Below are 23,553 nucleotides of genomic sequence, written 5' to 3' on the forward strand. Positions count from 1 at the left end.
CAAATTAAAAGGTTATGTATTTATTGTCCTACTATGATAAATCCACCATCAGGCTGAAGTGTCACCTTTAATTGTTTACCTTTTGGCGCAGGCAACACGTTATGCTGTGGTGACCGATCCTTATTATCTTGGTGCAATTCCCACTTTTCGCCCGAAAGCATTGGTAAATGAAGAGTTAATTCTTTTACTTTTTTCTCTGCATTGATACCGGCTATGTACCAACGGTCACCATTCCTCCGCGCTAAAACGACATATTTGCCGGGATAGCCATCAATCAAAACAGTCTCATCCCAGATCGTGGGTACCTGTTTCATAAAATCAATAACATGTGCGGGCATCTCGGTTAGATTGTTGGGTGTGATTCCGAAATTTTGTACAGGGGTCTGAAATAGCACGGCAGTAGCCAATTGAAATGTCTCTGTCGTCTTCCGTATCATTCCTCCATTGTTCTCCCGATTATGTCTTTTATTAAGAAGAACGGGACCGAAATCCATTGAGCCTACAGTATTGCGAATAAACGGATGTAAACTCGCATTAAAAGCTTCGGTATCATTAGCATGTTGTGTGAAAATCAAATTTTCAGAAGCGAGTACAGCCTCACTCCCCACAAAATTAGGATACATACGTTCCCAGCCTCGTGGTAACGTGCATCCGTGGAAAATAACGGATAAACCATGATCATTCGCATCGGATAGAATATCTTCATAAAGCTTCATAGTCTCCTGCTTGTCACCGCCAAAAAAATCAACTTTTAGACCCTTAATACCAACACTTTGCATCCAAGCCATCTCCTTTTTTCGAGCGACAGCTGTATTCATCATATTTTTAGGTGTTTGTGGTGCATCATTCCAAAAACCATTGGAATTGTACCACAAACAAATTCCGACACCTTTATCTTTTCCATAGTCAATCAAGGCTTCAATTTTATCGCGTCCGATTTTGCTATCCCACCAATTATCGACCAAAACAAATTCATAACCCATCGTAGCAGAGATATCTACAAATTTCTTCTGATCTTCAAAATTAATACTGCCATCCTGCCACTCCAGCCAGCTCCAAGTTGAACGTCCAAACCTATACTCTTTTGAAGCTTTGTACATGGGTTCAACCACATCAAACGCGATGGTGGTTTCTGCAATAGGTTTTAGCGTACTTCCGACAGTCAGTGTACGCCACGGTGTATTGCCTGGTAATGCAATTGCAGGATTAGCGCTCCCTATGCCATTATTTTCTCCGATCTCCGGAAATGCAATCTTATATTGACCATCTTTTGTTCCTTCACTCAACTTAGATCCACAGTACAGTGCTCCTACACCTGTTTCAGAAACAAGTACCCAACCGCGATCTCCGACGTGAAATAATGCCGGAAAGCTGAAACCATAGCCATACTTGGAAGGAGCACCCAATTGCTCATCTGCCACATACTCCTCTTCATAACTTGGCTTCGTCTTCATCCAGCCAGACATGGGTGGTGCTTGAGCAGTTAGAAAAGTTGTTGTTACATTCGGGAATTTAAAAGAGCTCAATTCCTCTTCGATATATAAATTAGCTGCTTCACCTACCTGTGGCACGTGATAACGAAAAGCAATATCATGATTACTTACCCTAAATATGACATGTAAAGCTTGTTTATTTCCATTTTCTAATTTGCAAATCAACTCATTTGCCTGATAATGTACCTGTCTACGTTTTATCTTCTGTTCCTCATACTGCTCATCAATTTTATTATACTGCTGATCCACCAGTTTTAAATTGCTCGATAGATCAACCTGACGACCTTTTAATCCAAGTGCAGATTTTTCAAGCATTGCCTTTCCATCCAACTGAACATCATAGTAGAGATGACCATTTTCTAAAGACAAATTGACTACTAATCGTTTATCGGGTCCAGAAACAGTCACATTTTGTGCAAAACTCAACAGTGAGCTCAAGCTGAGAAAAGTGACAATAAGTAAGCATTTCATTATAGTGTAAGTTTTTTGTGTAAAAATTATTAAGAACGTAAATCCAACTAGTGTGTAGGAATTACCTTTTTAATGGTTCCATCAGCTCCAAATGATAATTTATCCATGCATACTTCACGGTTGTAACCTGCTGCATCTCCCATGTGTATACCGTCAGGGTAATTAAATCGATGATATACAATATACCATTCATCAGTACCCGGTATTTGAAGTACGGAGTTGTGGCCAGTACCATAAATTCCTTTAGACGGATCCTTTTCAAGCACAATATTGTTTTCAGGAAGATGGATCTCTCCTACAGGAGAAGAAGATGTTCCATAACGTACCCGATAGTTTTCACTGCGGGTATCATCTTCAGACCATAAAAAATAATACGTGCCATTTCTATAGATCACATAGACACCCTCACGAAATGTACCATCAATCTTTAATGTCTTTGTCGTATTTTGTTTGATGGATACCATATCCTTATTCAGTTCCGCAACAGCGAGGTAACCATTGCCCCAATACAAGTAGCTTTTCCCCGATTTCGGATCATTAAAAACAGCAGGATCTATTTCTTGTCCCTTATTAATTCCTGCTGGTTTAAAATCGATCAATGGTTTTCCCGAATCTTTGAAAGGTCCAGTAGGTAGATCAGCAACAGCAACGCCTATTTTTTGCGCTGCTGTGAAATAATAGTAATATTTATAATCCCCTTTTATTTTTTTCTCCGCTATCGTTGGAGCCCAGGCATTGCGCGGGCCCCAAGGCACATCTTTTTTCAAATCCAGAATAACACCCTCATCTTTCCATTCTTTGAGATCAACGGAAGAAAAAGTCTTAAAATAAGAACCACCCCAACCGTCAAATCCATCACTAGTTGGGTAGATATAATATTTCTTTGTTTTATTTGAATATAACACATCTGGATCGGCATAGAAACCATCCAATATCGGATTTTTTCTAGTTACCAATTTGATGTCTGCCGGTGTTCCCCAACGCTCAGTAACGGCTTTAAATTCACTTCTGGATAATGGAATGATTGAACCATGTCTCGGATGAAAATCCATACTAACCTCATGATCGATTACTTTAAAGCGATCCAGATCAACCGATTCACAAAACTGGTACTTGCCCTTCCCATATACATCGTACATTAAAATATAACGATCAGACTGATTAAGTTTAAACACACTTGATCCTTCCACAGCATCTCTAGTCTGTTGTTTATAGCCCGGTTGTTCGATCCATTTGCTCGAAGTAAGCGAATCTGTTATAGCCAATTTAATACCGTTACCATGCCCTTCTGTTTTATAAAACATATAGAAAAGTCCGTTTTTATTGATGATATCTCCATCGATACAAGATTTACCATTTTTAGGCATAAACAACACCTTTGGTTCTGTTTCCAAATCGGTAAACTCACGATTAGCATAAGCATAATAAATGATATCAGGACCGTCGCCATGCTTCATCGACCAGTAAACCATATATTTACCAACAGCAGGATCATAGATCGTCTGTGGAGCCCAAACGCGCTTCAAACTTTCATTACCTTTAAACCGATCTTGGATGTTAATTACACTATGTTTCCAATGAATAAGGTCGTCCGATTTTAATAATATCATAGCACGATTAGAATCCCAGCCTTTCGATGAGGTCATATCCGTCAATACCATGTAAAAAGACTTACCATCCTCCCCTCTTAAGATATGCGGATCGCGCACTCCACCAGTTGTACTGATAAGCTTTGAGTCCAGCACAGGTTGATTGTTATTGAGGGCGCGATAAGTATAGCCATCCGTACTAACCGCAAAACAAACCGATTCATCAGCTACTGCATTGCCTTTGAAATAAGCAAATAAATAGCCCACAAAGTCTTTTTCCGTAGGACCAGATTTATATTCCTGTCCGATGGCTGGCCCCATCATACTAACTGTAAAAAAAGTGATTAAGATGCTGGCCAATTGCCATTTTCTTTTGTTCATGTAAGATTTAAGTTATAGAGTAAATAAAATTAGGTTGAGCATGCATTTCACGAATTTACAAATAGAACAACATACTTTAATTAAGCATGATCTTTTGTACCGGAGTATAAATATACTCTCCAGCAGATGAAGATTTCACCCCGATACGCACAAAGATATATGCCTGCCCTTTGAATTTATCAGACAATTGTCTCGTGATGCGCGTTTCAGTACCGAATAAGACTTGTGGAAGATCAACATTAATATCTTGATCAGAAAGAACATGATCGGTCAAAATAGATTTACTCAAGAAAAGTTTCACTTGATCGAGTTTAGCCGATTCGGTCGTTTTTTTAACCGTGAAGGTTGCCGCTATTTGATTATTGGCAACCTGAAAACTTTCATTTCCAATGACGAAATAAGGCGTTACCGGCACATCAAGCACCGTATTTCCATTCACGTTTACGAGAATTGTATCAGTCGATTGCTGTAGCCAAGGCGCATTTCCTTTTCGAACCAATTTATATTTGCCCCGAAACAGATTTGCAGAAAATTCTCCTGCTTGATTAATAAATACAGGGATAGCTGATTTTAAGGGATAACCGTCCTGCCATAGCTCCAGTTCAGTACCGTTATTTCTTACACCAACCGCCTTGCCCTCAAAGACCACTTTGCCAGATAAAAATTCTTTAGGAGCTTCAAAATTATCATATTCACAACCAACAGCCAAAAAACCTAGTGTAGCGGTTAGTAGAGTTAAAATATTCTTTTTCATAATTCAATAAATTAATGCAACGGATTTCTAACAATTTTTGGATTATTGTCCAATACCTTTTGCTCAATAGCAGAATAATAATTTGCTAAACGAAAGAATCGTGCTCTACGGAAACGACTAGGTTTGACACGTGCATAGATAAACTTCCCATGATCTGCATGGCCTAGACGCACTACACGGTATCCATATAAGCCCCGTACCACAGCATTAGGATCATTTTCAGCGCCATTCCAAATGATATGCGCCAAACGCCATCTTTTTAAATCAAAAAACCGGTGATCTTCAAAAGCCAATTCTACCCGACGCTCATTACGGATGATCTCCATCGTCAATGTGCTGATGCTGTTTGCTGGAAATCCAGCACGTTCACGTAAGGTATTGATATATTGCGTGGCCTCGCCAACCTGACCGAGTTCAAAACTTGCTTCCGCGGCGTTTAAATAAATTTCACCTAAACGGAACCAAGGCCACCAATTTGCAGCCGAAGTACCTCTAGCACTAGCAGCAGGTGCATCACTAACAAATTTGCGGATGTAAAATCCTGTATTACTCACATCCTGTGCATCATCTTTGGGGCCGTCAAAACCAGTCCATAATCCACCTGCATTTGCTGTCCCAAGTTCATCGCCCAATTGCTCCCCCAATTCTGGCGCGGTGACAAGTTGGTACGCCCCATTTTGCCAAGTAGCAACTCCTGCTTGAATACTAACTGCTGTATTTCGGAAGGAACTTCCTGGGTAAATGACGGTACCATATAATCGTGCATCCTTATTTTTGAAAATATCATCAATATGTGCATAAGCAATATAGTTTCCATTCGCATCACGATCCTGTAATGTTCCTTTTCGACCATCTAAATAATCGAAACTTTCCACTAAGCTAAGCGAAGGCGAGATTCCAGAGGTGGCTTCATTATCCTCCGTTAAACTTTTGACAATATTTTCATGCGCAAATCGATGAACTTTAAGACCCACAGCAAAATCCTTTGCAAAAATCACTTCAGATCCAGTCTTTTTGTTTAACATTTCGTAAAAATTAACGCCTTTGTCAGGGTTCTCTTTAAACAAGGTAAAAGGACCGCTCATAAGTTCTTTAGAAGCGGCCAATGATTTACGATAATAATCGCTGGCCATAGCCGCAGGTATACCGACTTCATTGCCTGCTGTTACTACAGGTTCAGCCATCAGCCCATTATATTTGGCTAAGGATGCTGCATATAACATGGCTCTACTCTGTACAGCTAGAACAGTATATTTATTGGCTCTGGTTTTACTAGTCGCATTATTTCCGAGATCTTCTTTAATCGCTTCCATCTCTTGGTAAATAAAATCGTAAACCTCATGCTCCTTTGCTCGGGGCAACTGAAGCGGTGTTGGATCACCACTGAAGTCATAAATCATCTGTTTTGTCACGATAGGAACTCCACCCATACGTTTTACCATTTCAAAATAAACAAGCGCGCGGACAAAGCGCATTTCAGCTATATATTGTTTTTTTGTTGTTTCCGTTAGTTGGAGACCCAAAGTTTCTATATTTTCTAGCGAAAGGTTGATATCTCGAATCAATCCATAATCCCAATAGCGTCCATAATCATCCCCAAATTGAAAATCATTGCGTCCATTCTGATCACGGTGCCCAGACCACATGGCATCGTCCAGCTCAGTCATTCCTCCGCTGTTGAAAACACCATGTAACGTCGGTAAACGGTTATAATAGTTTGCCATCAACGAAGTCAGCAATTTTGGATCATTCCAAAGTTGATCGTCAGTAATTAATGTTTTTGAATCTCGATCTAACCAATTGTCGTGTTTACAACCTCCAAATCCAAGGCAGACAAACAGCGCTAAACAAGTATATAATTTTTTCATTGTTGATTTTCTTTAAAATGTTAAATTGAACCCAACCATAAATACGCGCTGCTGCGGATATACCACTGCTGCCGCAGCTTCAATCTCTGGATCGATCTGAAATTTCTTCACGTTGTCAAAGGAAAATAGATTAGAACCATTGACATACACTCGGATTTTCTCAGCTTTAATTTTTTTGATGAGATCATTAGAAAAATTATAGCCAAGCTCAAGATTTCTGATTCTTAAATAACGAACATTTGTTAACCAAAAATCACTATTTCTATGATTAGGTCCAGAATTACCATTACGTAGTGCAGGATAATATCCTGATACCCATTCACTATTTGCATCATAAGGATCAGTACGATGCCATCTATCTTCTAAGAGATATGCTGGTGAATTTCCGCCACCATGGAATGCATTGCGCAATTCGTAATCTTGAAACCATGATTGCATCGCTCCTCCGGATAAATCAGCATTCAGATCAATACCTTTCCAATTTAGTCCTATTCGTCCTCCAAATGAAATAATCGGAGCCCACCCGGTTTGATAACCGATTGGACGTTCGTCCAGATTATTAATCACACCATCACCATTAACATCCTTGTAGATAAAATCTCCAGGCAGTTGGTTCCGGTTATTTGAACCATCATTGTTAATTGGATGATTGCGAATCTCCTCTTCCGATTGGAAGCGGCCGACAACTTGGTAGCCCCACCATACACCTCCCCAACGATCTTCGTTTGAATTCCGGTATTCGTTCCAGGAGTTGCTGAAGCGCGGTTTATAAGATTCGATATTCTTAAAACGAGAATAGGTAACATTTCCACTCACCACATAATTCAATTCACCGATTTTATCCGTATAAGTGATCATACCTTCAGCTCCATAGTATCCATTCTTACCCAGATTCTCATTAGGTAGCGCATATCCGATCTCATCAGGTAATAACACATCATAACGTTTACCCGGAAATCCAGTACGGATAATCTGGAAGGCATCAGCTGTCAGCGTCAATTTATTACCAAATAAACCTGCATCCAGCCCGATGTTGTAAGTGGTATTCTTCACCCATGATAGATTTCTGATAGGAACACCACGTGGTTGCACACCTGTCACATAATTACCATCAAGAATCGCATCTCCTTGAGACCAATTGTAGCCTGCTAGATAGCCGTGCATATTGACGCCATTTTCCAAACCTGTTTGTCCTGCAGATGCCCGAATTTTGAAGTCTGTGACAACACTTTTCAAGGGTTCAAAAAAGTTTTCATCCGATACTCGCCATGCGACAGATGCTCCCGGAAAAAATCCCCAACGGCGATCCTTATAATATAAGTATGAACCATCGTATCGACCTAATAACTCAACTAAATACTTACCCTTGTAATTATAGTTTAATCGACCTATGTAACCTGCACGAGCTTCATAAGACCAATCATCTCCAAGGTCATTAACTTCAGCGAGTCGCATTATCGGGATGTAATTGTTCGTTGGATTTGCTCCTAATGAGCGGATCGTACGTACCCAATCCGAACGTTCATATCCTAATGTACCTGAAAGGGCATGATGACCGATATTTTTATTGTAATCAATTAGGAATTGCGCCGAGCGCGAAACAATATCCCGATTGGTATCATAACGCCATCCAGAACGTGTGCCTCCTGTAGCTTTATATTCATCGTTTTCAAAGCGATACACATCATAAGTATACTGGAAACCATCAAATTTATTATTGGTATAGTTGTACGACACAGTTCCTTTAGCAGAAAGACCAAATTTTGTTTTATAGGAGGCAAATAGGTTTACATTACCTGCCAAATATTTATTGTCCTTGTAGCCCGCAATATCACGATCAAAAACTGCTGGATTATAAGCAAAGTCGTTAGTATGATTCGGATATTTAGGGTTATCATTAGCGTAAGGTGCTACAGTAGGCCTGTTTTTGAACATCGCCAAAATAGATGAAAAATAGCCATCTCCTCCTGGCAGACCCACATCTTGTGTTCCTTCATGCCTTCCTGAAATCTGTGTACCTATTGTCAATCCTTCCAAAACAGTCGCTTCCATATTGGCTTGCAAATTGGTACGCTTGTAATTAAAGTCTTTGATCATCGCATCCTGTGTCAGGTGTCCAACTGAAAGAAAATAATTAGACTTATCGCTCCCTCCTGTCATATTCGCATTGATGTAGCGTTGTGGTATATTCTTACGAATAATCATGTCGTAATAATCATAACTTTTGTAGCCGGGCTCTGTCCCCATTTGCCATTTTTCAAGTTCTTGGGGTGTATATACCGCATTTGGATCTTTGTTTTCATTTTGAGCCGCTTCCACAAGACCTCGGGTATATTGCGCTGCATTGGCTAATTCAGGAAAACGAGTTAGATTTTGCCAGCCTTGATAGCCATTGATATTTACTTTTGCAGTTCCGCCCTTATTTCCTTTTTTTGTCGTGATTAAAACAACACCACCCGCTGCTCTAAATCCATAAATTGCAGCAGCAGCATCCTTCAAGATCGATATACTTTCGATATCTTCCAAATTTAAGGCATTGAACATATCTGCTCCAGAACCGTTTTGTGTTCCAACCCAATCCGTTCCTGTTTGACCGCCATAGGAAATACCATCGATCACATAAAGCGGATTTCCCATATTACGAATCTCAATTGCTGCTCCTCTCCCAGGACGAGCGTCTTTTCCACGGACGGAGATACCTTGTACTTTGCCTGCCAAAGCTCCTGCAGCTGTCGTAGAAGAAGTACGTACAATATCATCTGACTTGATATTACTGACAGCGCCAGAGATATTCCGTTTGGATTGCGTACCGTAACCCACGACCACAACTTCGTCCAAAGATTGATCACTCGTTTCCAACACAACCGAAAAGTTAGTCTGGTTGCCAATCGCAATACGTTGTGTTTTGTATCCGACATAAGTGATCACTAAATAGCCTTTTCCATCATGCAGTTGAAATCGACCAGTATTGTCTGTACTGGTTATTAAATTGGGCATTCCTTCAACAAGCACACTGGCTCCTACAATCGGCTCCTTGTCCTTGTTAATTACCTGCCCCGTAATTTTAGTTTGTGCATATGTCATTATGGATATTAAACTCATAAAAACATATAAGTAAAGAATCTTTAAGTTTTTCATAATTTATTCGTTTTCAATAACTGATTTTGGTTACCTACGATCTTGCCAATTTTAGATAATTTCTTGACGTAAATAAAGCGACAAGTATACCGCAAGTCAGCATGTTTAAGAATACATAAAAAGTTATTTATTAAATGTTAAAAATACACTTAAAAAAAAGTGACAAATTTTTTTTACCCCTGATAAAAAAGTCAAGCATAGCATTACAAATTCATAGTCTTTTATTGAGGGTTTTAAAAATGTGTTGGTTATAATTGTAAAACAAATATAAAAAAATAAATGTAAAACAAACATTTATTTTTAAAATTCATATAAGTTTGAATCTACCTAAGTAATTACACTTAACAAACAAGATTTAAAAGACTAATTAACAACAATATAGATGATCACTCCTTCCTGTGACCATCTATATTGAGACTTTATTTGGAGGAGAACTGTTATGCATTCCAATCTTAAAAGCCTGTAGGCATTCCATATTTTTTAGTCAACATGGACAGTTCTTTAGCAGTTATCGGCATGACAGAACCATGCCTTGGTGTAAATGCTCCACCCATCGGCGTATTTTTTATAAAATTGAAATGCGTAAGGTCCGAACTTTTGCAAAACTGATAATAGCCTTCCGTATAGCAGTCATACATCAAAATGTATTCATCTGAATGAATCGATTTAAATACACTAGAACCTTCAACAGGTTTCTTTTGATCCACATTGAGATGACGATATTCGGTCTCATATGGTCCAGTTATATTTTTACTTGTTGCCCGCATTACGCCACTTCTTGTACGAAAACCATTATTCACTGTAGATAAGCCCTCATCTTTAAAAAACAACACATATTCCTGCATCTTTTTATCATATACGATATCACCATCAATGGCTGCTGTGCCAAAATCAAATAACAGCTCTGGTGTACTGATATCCGTAAAATCGGCATTTGCATAGGAGTAGAAGATTTTAAAATAGGGCTGTTTTTTATCCCCTACTGCATACTCCCAGTCATGTCTACCTATCGAATAGTAGATCATGTATTTTTTCTCGACTACATCCCAAATCGTTTGTGGCGCCCACACGGCATGTAAATTTTCCTGATCAAATCCTTTTAAATTAGGAAAACGTGTTGGAAAATCAATCGCCTGATGTTCCCAATGGATAAGATCGGTACTTTTCATCAAGATGATACCATCATTACTCTGCCAACCTTCGCTTGAACGCATATCCGTTAAAACCATATAGAACGATTTTCCATCTTCAGCACGCATAATATGCGGATCCCGAATACTTTTTTTTAAGGCAATGCTGTCCGATGCAATGACCGGTTCCCCTCCATTCAAAGGCTGAAAATCTATACCATCTTTACTTATTGCATAGCGAACCTGTTCACCGTCAGGGCTGTTGTCAGAAAAATAAGCAAACAGATAGGCTACTGGAGCAATTTTTAAAGCCTTTTTACTTTGTCCAAGTGCAATTGCTCCATGCTGTATAAATAACATCAGCAATGACCACCTGATCATAAATTGTATCTTTTTCATAATGCTTACTATTTTTTGGCAGGAATGCGAAAAACGGTGAACGAATAAGGAGACAATTTGCACCTGTCTAATTGAAATGTTGCTGCAACAGGTTTAGCTGTCTGATCTGTTGGTTTTCCTGAAATAACAGTTGCATTCACTTGTTGATTTGCAACACCGATAGTCGAAAGATCAAGGTCAATTTCAACAGGTAATAAATTCACCAATTTGACGATGATATCACCCGATTTAGCATCGCGCACAATTGATTTTCCAACACGTTTGTTCACTGCTTCATCGTGATTTGATAACTTTAATTCACTAAAGAGATACGTATCGCCTGCATGCTGTCCAAATGCCTGCTGGATATAGTAACCCACAGTAGGTTTCACTGTCGTATTATTAAAGTAGATCAAATCTGGAGACCATTGCGTATTACCTTCTTTGGCCAACAGAGGTGCATATGAAGTCATGGTGACTACATCGGCATTTCTTTCGACATTGCACAGGTGTAATGCCTCTGCCAATGCTGTTTCAATCGTACTAGCACGATTGGGAACATGTGCAGCATATTCACCAAGATATACTTTAGCTTTCTTGCGGTCATAACGGTCGTAAAACTCCTGATTATGAATAAACCAACCCGGTGGATTGTAATAATGCTCATCGATTAAAGGAACATTTAATTTAGTTGCCAAATCCCAGCCTTCCACATAGTCCGATCCTTCATAAAATGGACCTGCTGTACCAATGACTTCAATATCAGGATATTTCTCTTTTACGGCTTGATAAATCAGGGTAAAGCGCTCTTTAAACAGATCGGTAATCAAATCTTCGTTACCAATGCCAATATATTTCAAGTTAAAGGGAGCTGGATGACCCGCTTCAGCACGTTTCTTTCCCCACAATGTCTTACGATCACCATTCGCATATTCAATGAGATCCAAAACATCCTGAATATAATCGCCCATGTCCTCCATAGGGATACCGCACTGCTGCCCGCCCAGTTCGTGACCATGATGTCCCGAATTTTGGCAAGGTACACCTGCAGCCACCACGGGTACAGGTTCTGCACCCATATCTTCACAAAACTGGAAATATTCAAAATAGCCTAAGCCAAATGATTGATGATACCCCCAGAGATTACGCTGTGGTTTTCGTTGCTCCACAGGTCCTATCGTATTTTTCCAATGGTAGATATTATCGATACCATCTCCATGAGCTACACAGCCGCCAGGGAAACGCACAAACCGAGGTTTCATGTCAGCAATAGTCTTAGCAAGATCTGCTCTTAAACCGTTAGCTCTATTTCGGAAAGTATTTTTAGGAAATAACGAAACCATGTCCATATCGACGGCTCCATTGTTGGAATAAGTAATCTCCAATCGAGCATCCGAAATGGTCACATTTCCAACCATATCCAATTTGTACTGTTCCCATTTTTTTGATAACTTCTTCGTTTTTGTTTCTCCAATAGTATTACCGTGCCCATCGATTAAGCGAATCTGCAAGTGGCCCAACTGTCCTGATTTCCCTCGGGCATATATTGAAAAATTATACTGCTCGTCTTTCTTAATGGAAATACCGCCAAACCCTTCATTGACGATTCCTGCTCCAGGTTTACCCTGCAAAGTCACATAATGCCGGTTATTTTCATGAATCGGAGATAGCGTATCAATCGTAATAACAGTTTCCCTATTCGTGGTGCGCCAAGCAGTTAAACTATGCCATTCTTTTCGATCCATAGGCGTATATTCAAATCCCCTATTCTGTATTAATTCGGCATACAATCCACCATCAGCGGCATAATTGATATCTTCAAAAAATGCTCCGATAAGTAGATCACTGATCTTACGCGCTGGAATATGTTCATCTAATTTTAGATTTCCTTTCAGGGGAGTAAGTGAAGCAAAGCGTTGTACATCATCGACCATCCGTTCACTATTCAACTTTCCCTTATAAGCATCCAACTGCTGTTTCTTTAACAGATTCTCTAGGATTTGCCACGCGACTTTATGAACTGTTCCCGTATAGTTACCATCAGAGAGACGGATCGCTACTTTTGTATTATGCACAACAGTAGCTTTTTTTGCGGTAGAAAACATTTTAAAATCCTTCGTTTCTACAGCGTAGTATCCTTTAGCGCTCCGATCCGTCTTCCAAATCACTTGGTAAGTACCCGTTGTCTTATTGTAATCAATAACAGGACTAAGGCAGTTGCTTCCGGCAAATACCAAAGGGTAAGACTGACTTTCCCATTGGATCAAATCGCGCGATGCACTATGTGCAAAAGCACCATCTTCTTGATTCAAACTCCATACACAATGCCAGATTCCTGTCGGTGATAAAAACAGGAAAGGATCAATCATCTTCTTCTGCGATCCCCATTGACCGTAGTCAGATCGTAAGAAACTAGCTTCTGCACCAATGGTGGTCCATTTTTTCTTGTCCAAGCTCCATGCAAAATGTAGCCCGTTGTGGTGATCATTCTTTCCCGAACTATAGGCAAATATATAAGCCGAATCCGGCTCATTGGCATATAATGCTGCATGTTTTACGACAAAGAATAACAATAAGCATATATAAATAAGCTGTTTTTTCATCAGAATAAAATTAGTAGTAGTTATTTATGTTCAAGTTCATAACTTCATTATTGGCTATAGCTTGCCAATGGTAGCGATATGAATTATAAATACTGGTGTTTATATACCCTTTCTTTTTATCATGACATGAAGAGTCCTAGATGGCACCAAATAGAATTTTAAGTAACATCGGTCCAACAGTTCACACCCTATCAAGATTGACTGTTTTACCTCAGCTTTTAAGGTCTTATTGTTGCAGTGAACACGTTGAAATGACACGACGTAAATAACTGTATACATCAGTCTAAAAGCGCCAACACAACCATATGCCTGCTTCACCTTTCGGTTTAAAGACCATCACAATGTATCATCTTTACGAGATCGCATCGATTCCGATTTACAACTGCATCTGCCCCACAGTACCAACACAACCAAGATGGACTGTGTCACCTGAGTTTTAAAGACCGTGATGTACTTATTTTTCCAAATGGCACCAAGTAGAACTTCACATCATATCCCACCCCACAAATGCCAGCATCATGCTGATCACATATTTGCAGACACGACAGGGTAAAGACAATGATACGATCACGAGTATATTTATAACCTGACGCCTAGGTGAAGGCTTCAGGAGTTAATCATATAACTGCGTTGTCTAAGACAAAGCTTCGTTTAGTTCATGGTGATTTGCATCTACGTGCGACCCATGACCGTATCATTGTAAAAAACTTATTTTATTGAACAGCCAACTTAATGACGGTCAAAGAGTATGGTGCAAACGTATCCACTATCTTTTTCCCTTTATAGCTGACCTGCTCCACTTTGGGCTGTATTTTCAACGGTTCTTCAAAACTTGTCGAAATACTCAAGTCCGCATTTGCCAAGGTCGTTTTTACAGCTGCCTGTTTCATTTTTTTCTTCGAATTGATATCAAAATTAACCTGTACCGGTTTACTATTATAATTAACAAATTTGATGATCAACTCCTTCTTTGCACTATCATATACAGAAGATGCAAACAAACTATCCTTCCCTGCCACCGCATCGCCATTCCATTTAACGGGGATAATATCAGTCCCCTTATTGGTCGAGTACAATTTCTGTACCTGATAACTTGGCGTACCGTATGCATGTAGATTATCGACCCAAATCAAGTCTGGGGTCCATTGCCAACCATCGACATGACCAAATAATGGCGCGTACGATGCCATTTGCACGACATCTGCATTTCGTTCCAGTCCGGTCAAGAAAGCTGCCTCTGAAAGCGCCGCTTCCCAAGTACTACGGCCAGGGCCATTAGGTCGGGTGGTGTGCGAAGCATATTCTCCAGCAAACACTTTCGGGCCGTTACGGTCATAATCATCATAACGGGAGACACTGGATAAAAACCACGTTGGTGGTCTATAATAGTGCTCATCAATAATATCAATCTTCATATCCCGTAGCTGCTCATCCAAATAAGCAAAACGCTCGCCATCGGGATCTGTACCGGAACTAGCAATAATGGCTATTTCAGGATGCTTCTCGTTTAAAACCTTTTTGAATGCAGCTAAACGCTCTATATACTGAGGTCCCCAATTTTCATTTCCTACACCAAGCATTTCAAGGTTGAAAGGAGCCGGATGCCCCATGTCCGAACGAAGTTTACCCCAGGTCGTTGTAACTGCCCCATTGGCAAACTCAATCAGATCCAATGCATCCTGTACATAGGTGTCCAACTCATCCATCGGAACAAGCTCTGCCGTATTAAACTGACAGGCCATCCCGCAATTTAAGATCGGTACCGCCTTAGCTCCAATATCTTCAGCCATTAAGAAATATTCGTAAAAACCCAAACCAAAAGTTTGAAAATAATCTGGAGCTGGTCTGTGCTTAAACTCAGTATTCCAACGGTTGATAATCAATTCGCGTTCCTCGATCGGGCCGACCGTCTTTTTCCATTGAAAACGGCTCGCTAAATCCCTACCTTCCACAATACAACCACCGGGAAAACGAATAAATCCAGGCTTCATATCGGCCAGCATCTGTACCATATCTTTCCGCAAACCTTTAGGTCTATTTTTCCAAGTCTCCGTCGGGAAAAGAGAAATCATATCAAGTTCTGCATCTCCAGCTCCTTCGATCCAGACATTTAACTTGCCTTTAGCAACAGTCTCTGAAGCCGTAAACTTCGCAGAACTACTTTTCCAATCACTTCCACTAGACAATATTAAACTACTATTTCCGACCACTTTATCCTGATCATCCAGCAACTCAACACGAATACGCATTCCGGCAGTTGCTTGTTTAAAGAGTAACGAAAACTCATACTGCTCCCCTTTCTTAATTCCCATACCACGGAACCCTTCATTTTGTATTCCTAGTTGCACACCCTTTGGGTTATGGATCTTCAATGAACGCGGATTACCTTTTCGTTTGCTGTTGTTTAAAATCAGAAACGCTCCCTCAGGTTCTTTGGTCAGTTTTTTCCAACCCATCCAAGGTTCATTAAATTCGAATGAACGATTTTTAATCAATTCGGCGTATATCCCACCATCGGCACCCATGTTAATATCTTCAAAGAAAACACCCCACATATCTGGTGACATCTTTCCGGCAGGCTGATCAAGGTCTACTTTAAGATTGACAGGACTCTGTGCAAACAAAGGTGTAGAACCAGCCATTAAAGCTGCTAGTAATAGCTCAATTTTTTTCATCCTATTTTATTTTATCGTAAATCTATATTCCGATTTCGTGCTATAAGTCTGCTCTGGTTTCAATACTGTCGAAGCAAAAGCAGGATGATTAGGAGCATCGGGATAATGCTGTGTTTCTAAACAAAATGCAGAACGGAACGGATATGCCAAACCACCTTTTCCTTTAGGATCAGTGTCCTTCATGAAATTGCCACTATAAAACTGTAAACCCGGTTCTGTAGTCAATACCTGCATTTCTATTCCCGTTTTCGGCGCATACACAGAAGCAACCTTTCTAAAACCAGCCGCTTGAGACAATTCAAAGTTATGATCATACCCTTTTCCGATCTTCAACTGAGCATTATCTGTTTCAATACGATCGCCGATGACAAATCCTTTACGGAAGTCAAATGGTGTTCCCGCGACTTGAATACTCTTTCCAGTCGGTATCAAGGTATCATCCACTTCCGTAATAGCTGCAGCATCGATTTGGAGCTCATGATCCAGTATCGTTGCAGATCCTGCACCATTTAGGTTGAAATAAGCATGGTTCGTTAGGTTTAGTACCGTCTCTTTATCCGTATTTGCTTGATAATCCATGACCAAGCCACCGGTATGACTTAAGGTATAGGTTACTTGCATTTTCACTTCACCAGGATAACCTGCCTCTCCATCAGGAGAAAGATAAGTGAAGGTAATGGATGAATCCGAACTGTTCGCGACATCCCATACCTGATTATAAACACCATGAGTACCCCCATGCAGGGAGTTTTTTCCATCATTCTTCTCCAGTTCGTATTTAACTCCCTGCAAAGTGAAAGTTGCATCCCCGATTCTATTTCCATAACGACCTACGATAGCCCCATAAAAATTACTCGCATTAGCTTTATACTCCGCAGCACTGTCATAACCAAGGATCACATCTGTCAAGTTGCCGGCTTTATCCGGAACCTGTAAGTTCACTAACCTTGCACCATAATTTGTCAGCGCAGCTTTAAGCTTGCCATTCGTTAATGTATACAATTTGACATCTTTACTATCGATAACCGAATCAAAAGACGTATCCACGGAATCTGTTTTTTCAGTCGTATGCTGTTTATTCGAGGTCTGTTGGCAACCACAAGCCAATGCGGACGTCAACAAAATACCATTTATAATTTTACTATTCATATTGTTATGATTTACAATTGATTAATCATTATTACATCTACCAAAAACGCACATATATAGCTGTTACTAATAAGAGTGTTACCACAATCAATACCAAAATCGATGGCTCTACTTTGAACATTTTTTTGTCCAGTACAAATGCCTTTGGATTCTCTTTTGGACCAAATAAGCTAACACCGATCATCAAGGCTAACGTAAAAGCAAAAGCTAGTCCCATACAGATTTGAAATGGAATTTCGTAATGACCACTTTTATTGATGTAGGCTGTATACAGCCAAGTTTCAGGACCAAATACTTTTGTCGCAAATTCATTGAAAAAGATCGATAAACCAAATCCCGAAACCAATCCCGTGATTGCAGCAGGACCAGTGGTACGTTTCCAGAACATTCCCAATAAAAACATAGCAAACACACCTGGACTAATAAAGCCCGTATATTTTTGAATAAAGGTAAATCCACCGGCACCTCCAATGCCTAAGGTATCATTCCAAGTAAACAATACAGCTACAAGAATAGAAACGACAATTGTAATTTTACCTACCCACACCATCTTCGATTCAGATGCTCCGGCATTGATGTATTTTTTATAGATATCCAACGTATAAATAGTAGCAATACTATTTGCTTTACCCGCTAAACCGGCAACGATAGCAGCCGTTAGTGCCGCAAGTGCTAAACCTTTCATACCATTTGGTAAATGACCTAGAATAGCGGAATACGCATTGTCAGCATGAAATACCCCTCCTGGTGCCATCTCCTCTTGCAATGCACCATTTTTATAAAGCACATACGCGGCAATTCCAGGTAGCATGACGATAAGTGGCATCAATAACTTCAAAAGCCCGGCAAATAAAATACCCATACGGGCAGTTTTTAGATCAGCTCCCAAAGCACGTTGTGTGATGTATTGGTTACAACCCCAATAGTTCAAGTTCACAATCCAGATACCAGCTAGGTACATCCCTATCCCTGGCAACATGAGGTATTTGTTAATCTCTTCTTGTGTAGCCCCAACTCCGGGTTTATCCACGATCATTTCAAAATGCTTAGGTGAATCTTCCATGAGTTTATTAAAACCTGCCAAGACATCCTTACCAAGACCGAAGTGCTCACTTACCAAGGTTAATGCAACGTAAGTCGTAGCGATACCTCCGATAATCAAAACCACCACTTGGATCACATCGGTAAAACCGATGACCCGCATACCTCCTAAGGTAATAATGACGGCAAAAACAGCTAAGGCCACCATAATCAAGTGAAAACTATCTCCTCCACCAGCCATACTCGATATAGCGATTGCGCCCAGGTATAAGATCGACGTTAGGTTGACAAACACATATAAGAAAAGCCAAAAAACTGCCATGATCAGACTGGTCGTTTCATTATACCGATTGTTTAAAAACTGAGGCATTGTAAAGATCTTATTCTTAAGATAAACCGGTATAAACCACACGGCTACAATAATTAAAGCCACAGCTGCAATGAGTTCGTAAGCCGCAACGGCAATACCGACTTCAAAACCATTTCCACTCATACCAATAAATTGTTCGGCAGATATATTGGAAGCAATCAATGAGGCTCCAATAGCCCACCAGGTCAATGAACCCTCTGCCAAGAAATAGTCTTTACTACTATTGTTGGCTGCTGTTTTTCTACTGTATATCCAGAAGCCATATCCGGCTACAATAATAAAGTAGACGACAAAAATAATGTAATCTACTGTTGCAAATTTATCCATAGTATTGCGATTTGCTTATGATGAAGTCCTACTCCTTTTATTAAGAAAGGCGCAGGACCATTCCGTTTATTTCTTCATTAAAAAATAGAGTTCATTCCACTTCAACTGGTTTTCCAGATGCGTTAACGTCGTGTTTTCATCAATAGCGACATACTCCAGTCCAGCAATACGGGCAAAATCTTCCAGATATTCAGGTTTTAAACTCAAACTATAAGCAGTATGATGAGCCCCACCAGCATAGATCCAGGCACTACAAGCAGTTTTCATATCCGGAAGGGGTTTCCATAGAACCCGTGCCACCGGCAATTTAGGCAACTCCTCTTTCACATCGACACCGATCACTTTATTGACGATCAAGCGAAAACGAGTTCCTAAATCAATCAGTGAGGCATTCAAAGCAGGACCACTTAAGCCATCAAACACCAAACGCGCAGGATCAGCCTTACCGCCAATTCCCAACGGATGTACTTCTATTCGAGGCTTATCAGCTGCTAAAGCTGGATCCACCTCAAGCATATGCGAACCGAGTACCATTTCATTCTCAGGATCAAAATGATATGTGTAGTCTTCCATAAAAGCTGTAGTACCCGGCAAACCAGCACCCATTACTTTACATGCACGCACCAATGCGGGTGTTTTCCAATCACCTTCTCCGGCAAATCCATATCCTTCAGCCATCAATCGCTGTACGGCTAATCCAGGCAGTTGTACAAGACCGTGAAGATCTTCAAAAGTATCGGTAAATCCTTTATAATTGCCAGATTCTAAAAACTTCCTCAATCCAAGCTCAATACGGGCTGCCTCTACCAAACTTTGGCGTTGCTCTCCTCCTGCTACTACATTAGCTGCGAGATCATAAGTGGCCTCGTACTCCTGCAGTAAAGTATCAATTTCCGATTCCGTAACCGCATCTACTACCGCGACAAGATCGCCAACGGCGTAGGTATTCACTGAAAATCCAAATTGCGTCTCAGCCGACACTTTATCCCCATCAGTAACCGCAACATAACGCATGTTATCACCAAAACGGACAAATTTCGCCCCCTGCCAATCATGCCAAGCAGCAGCTGCACGTACCCACACATTTATGCGTTCAATTACCTCCTCATCTTTCCAGTGACCAGTAACTACTTTTCTACCGATATTCAATCGGGTCACAATATGACCAAACTCACGATCGCCATGTGCACTTTGGTTTAGATTCATAAAATCCATATCCATCGTACTCCAAGGAATATCACGGTTATATTGCGTATGCAGGTGAAGTAATGGTTTCTGTAAAGCCTGCAACCCTCTAATCCACATTTTTGCAGGTGAGAATGTATGCATCCATGTAATCAAACCGATACAGTTTGCTGCAGCATTAGCTGCAGTTAAAGTACTGTATATTTCTTCACTATTTTTGACAATGGGTTTGTATACTACCTGTACAGGGATCTCCCTATGTGCCGAAAAATATTGAGCTACTTCTTCAGCATGTAAAGCCACCTGTTTTAAGGTCTCTTCACCATATAAATCTTGGCTCCCAGTAACGAACCAAACTTCCAATTTATTTAAATCGATATTCATAGTTTATAATTTCTTGATTGGCTTTAGGTCCAATCTCCTTTCAATTTTATTCGTTTATATTTGATTATTTATTCTTTTTACTCTTGCCCATAATACGAAGCTCCGCCATGCTTACGTTCATAATGCTTTTTGATCAAAGCATCTTTCAGGCGTGGCGCTTTCGCATTAATCTGTTCTGTCAACAAAGCCATTTGTGCCACCGTTTCCAAAACTGCACTATTATATACCGATTTAGCACCGGTTTTCCCCCATGTAAATGGAGCATGATTTCCTACTAAAACCATTTCAACTTCTTTATAATCGAGTTTATATTCATCAAAATGATTTATAATCTGAAATCCCGTTTCATATTCATAATTCCCCATTATCATTTGATCATCCATGGGTGACGCACACGGAATGTCTGTTGTTAAGTGATCTGCGTGAGTCGTTCCAAAAATTGGAATATCACGTTGGCTCTGTGCCCAAGCAGTTGCATAAGTAGAATGCGTATGTGTAATACCACCTACCTCCGTCCAGTGTTTGTAAAGCACAGCATGAGTTTGCGTATCAGATGAAGGTCTCAGCTTCCCCTCTACCACACGCCCCTCAAAATCAACAATGACCATATGATCTGGAGTCAATTCATCATAGGGTACACCACTAGGTTTAATTGCAAACACGGCACGATCACGATCCGCAACGCTAACATTTCCAAAAGTAAAAAGCACCAATCCCAATTTAGGCAATTGCATATTGCAATGAAAAGCTTCTTCTTTTATGTCTGTATAAATCATTATTTTATAGTTCAAAAAATTAAAAAATCATATATATAAGAAGCGACGAATAAGGCGCTACTTCGCCACAATTAATGTTTGGTTTCTACGATAAAAGCACCAAGACTCTTGTAATGTTCATATCTTTTGGCATAGATTGCGACCATTTCTGGACGAGGCTCATACGTTTTTTCAAAACCCTGTCCCATAGCTTCCATTGCATCTTCAACCTTTGCATAAATACCAGCAGCTGTAGCAGCAAACATAGCTGCTCCCATAGCGCAAGTCTGTTCAGATTTATGAATACGAATAGGCATATTCATAACATCAGCCATCGTCTGCATGATATAAGGAGATTTCTTTGCAACGCCACCTAACCCGATTAATCCCTTCACCGGTACACCTTGCTCAACAAAACGATCTGCAATACTTTTGGCACCAAAACAAGTCGCTTCGACGATTGATCGAAAAATTCGCACTGCATCTGTCCCTAGATGAAGACCCAATAACGCACCTTTTAAAGTCTGATCAGCATCTGGTGTCCTACGTCCATTAAACCAATCTATTGCCAATTCTGAGGATTCTGTGACTGGTAGTGCTTCAGCTTTTCGACTTAACTCAGGAATCAATTGTGTATCAATTAGGTTAGCGATCTTTACTCTATCTGCTGGTGAAATATCATTAGATTGTGCAATTATATTAGCGAATGGCCATGATAGTACTTGCTTAAACCAAGCATAAGCATCGCCAAAAGCCGACTGACCCGCTTCCATACCAATCATGCCAGGGATAATCGATCCATCCACCTGTCCACATATACCCTTTACAAGGGTTTCACCAACCTCATCATGCGGAGCGACTAACATGTCACAAGTCGACGTTCCCATCACTTTACTTAAATAATACGGCTCAATCTGTCCGCCTACTGCTCCCATATGACAGTCGAAAGCACCTACACCAACAACTACTTCAGTAGAAAGACCCAATCGGGTTGCCCATTCCTCCGAAAGTGTTCCGGCAGATTCGGCTGCAGTATGCGTATCGGTAAATAAACGATCTACCATACCATCTAAATACGGATCCAGTTCTGCAAAAAATTGATTCGGAGGAAGACCACCAAACTCAGCGGCCCATAAAGACTTATGCCCTGCTGAACAGACACTACGCTTAATGTCTTGGGCACGTTTGCCTCCTGTCAATAAAAACGGTATATAATCACAATGTTCGACCCAAGTATAGAGTGCATTGCGCACTTCCTGATCATCACGAAGCACATGCAGTAGCTTTGCCCAGAACCACTCCGATGAATAAATTCCACCAACATATTTTAAATAATCGATATCATATTTTTGAGCATGATCATTAATTTCCTGAGCTTCCCTAACGGCCGTATGATCTTTCCAAAGAACAAACATGGCATTCGGATTATTAGCAAAACGTTCAGTTAAAGCAAGAGGAATACCCTTTTCATCAACTGCTATAGGAGTAGAACCAGTTGTATCAATAGAAATTGCTTTTACAGATTTGGCAATTTCAGCATTACCTGACTTTTGAAGACATTCAAGTATTGTAAATTCCAATCCTTCAATATAATCTAAAGGATGCTGCCGAAATTGACTTGTCACCGGATCACAAAACTCTCCGCTGTTCCATCGCGGATAGTAAAAAACTGCACTAGATATCTCTACGCCATTATCCGCATCTACTAAAACCGATCGAACGGAATCACTACCGTAATCTAAGCCGATCACATAAGCTTTCTTCATTATTTGTGTTTTTGGTTTATAATATTGATTTATAATCTCTTACTTAGAAAACAAACTATTTAAATCCAGCAAGCTGAGTTGTTAATCGGAGTAATT

Annotated in this window: 13 protein-coding genes; all 13 read right to left on the bottom strand. The window is 40.2% G+C overall.

Translation table 11 applies throughout. The features are described 5' to 3' along the window. Positions 1-20: 20 nt before the first annotated feature. The 13 genes from HCX49_RS09390 to HCX49_RS09450 all read right to left on the bottom strand — a co-directional run bounded on the left by HCX49_RS09390 (position 21) and on the right by HCX49_RS09450 (position 23,457). Complete coding sequence (locus tag HCX49_RS09390) at positions 21-1,964, bottom strand: glycoside hydrolase family 97 protein (RefSeq protein WP_132773871.1); 1,944 nt, start codon at positions 1,962-1,964, stop codon at positions 21-23. A 47-nt stretch (positions 1,965-2,011) separates the two neighbouring features. Further along, a complete protein-coding gene (locus HCX49_RS09395) occupies positions 2,012-3,934 on the bottom strand; it encodes a family 43 glycosylhydrolase (protein ID WP_206368344.1) in 1,923 nt (640 codons plus the stop codon). A gap of 76 nt (positions 3,935-4,010) precedes the next feature. Continuing rightward, positions 4,011-4,688 carry a DUF3823 domain-containing protein gene (locus tag HCX49_RS09400; protein ID WP_132773873.1) on the bottom strand — a complete coding sequence of 226 codons (678 nt, stop codon included), beginning with the start codon at positions 4,686-4,688 and terminating at the stop codon, positions 4,011-4,013. Between the two features lie 11 nt (positions 4,689-4,699). Then, positions 4,700-6,556 (bottom strand): RagB/SusD family nutrient uptake outer membrane protein, encoded by a 1,857-nt coding sequence (locus HCX49_RS09405; protein ID WP_168126883.1) that lies wholly within the window; start codon positions 6,554-6,556, stop codon positions 4,700-4,702. Between the two features lie 12 nt (positions 6,557-6,568). Next, complete coding sequence (locus HCX49_RS09410) at positions 6,569-9,694, bottom strand: SusC/RagA family TonB-linked outer membrane protein (protein ID WP_168126884.1); 3,126 nt, start codon at positions 9,692-9,694, stop codon at positions 6,569-6,571. A 452-nt stretch (positions 9,695-10,146) separates the two neighbouring features. Further along, positions 10,147-11,223, bottom strand: coding sequence for a glycoside hydrolase family 43 protein (locus tag HCX49_RS09415; protein ID WP_206368347.1), 1,077 nt, complete (start codon positions 11,221-11,223; stop codon positions 10,147-10,149). A gap of 8 nt (positions 11,224-11,231) precedes the next feature. Next, entirely contained in the window at positions 11,232-13,805 is a 2,574-nt protein-coding gene (locus HCX49_RS09420) for an alpha-L-arabinofuranosidase C-terminal domain-containing protein (RefSeq protein WP_168126885.1), read from the bottom strand. 713 nt (positions 13,806-14,518) lie between these two features. Continuing rightward, the gene (locus HCX49_RS09425) at positions 14,519-16,480 is read right to left on the bottom strand and encodes an alpha-L-arabinofuranosidase C-terminal domain-containing protein (RefSeq protein WP_021188842.1); all 1,962 of its coding nucleotides are present in this window, start codon (positions 16,478-16,480) and stop codon (positions 14,519-14,521) included. Between the two features lie 6 nt (positions 16,481-16,486). After that, positions 16,487-17,629: an aldose epimerase family protein gene (locus tag HCX49_RS09430; protein WP_021188843.1), complete on the bottom strand. Its 1,143-nt coding sequence runs from the start codon at positions 17,627-17,629 to the stop codon at positions 16,487-16,489. Positions 17,630-17,666: 37 nt separating this feature from the next. Continuing rightward, positions 17,667-19,367, bottom strand: a complete 1,701-nt coding sequence (locus HCX49_RS09435; RefSeq protein WP_132773881.1) for a sodium:solute symporter family transporter — start codon at positions 19,365-19,367, stop codon at positions 17,667-17,669. A 66-nt stretch (positions 19,368-19,433) separates the two neighbouring features. After that, entirely contained in the window at positions 19,434-20,936 is a 1,503-nt protein-coding gene (gene araA, locus HCX49_RS09440) for an L-arabinose isomerase (RefSeq protein ID WP_132773883.1), read from the bottom strand. 77 nt (positions 20,937-21,013) lie between these two features. Next, the gene (locus HCX49_RS09445) at positions 21,014-21,712 is read right to left on the bottom strand and encodes an L-ribulose-5-phosphate 4-epimerase (protein ID WP_168126886.1); all 699 of its coding nucleotides are present in this window, start codon (positions 21,710-21,712) and stop codon (positions 21,014-21,016) included. A 71-nt stretch (positions 21,713-21,783) separates the two neighbouring features. Further along, a complete protein-coding gene (locus HCX49_RS09450; RefSeq protein WP_168126887.1) occupies positions 21,784-23,457 on the bottom strand; it encodes a ribulokinase in 1,674 nt (557 codons plus the stop codon). Positions 23,458-23,553 lie beyond the last annotated feature (96 nt).

This window comes from Sphingobacterium sp. B16(2022) (genome assembly GCF_012030425.1).
Taxonomy (GTDB): Bacteria; Bacteroidota; Bacteroidia; order Sphingobacteriales; family Sphingobacteriaceae; genus Sphingobacterium; species Sphingobacterium anhuiense.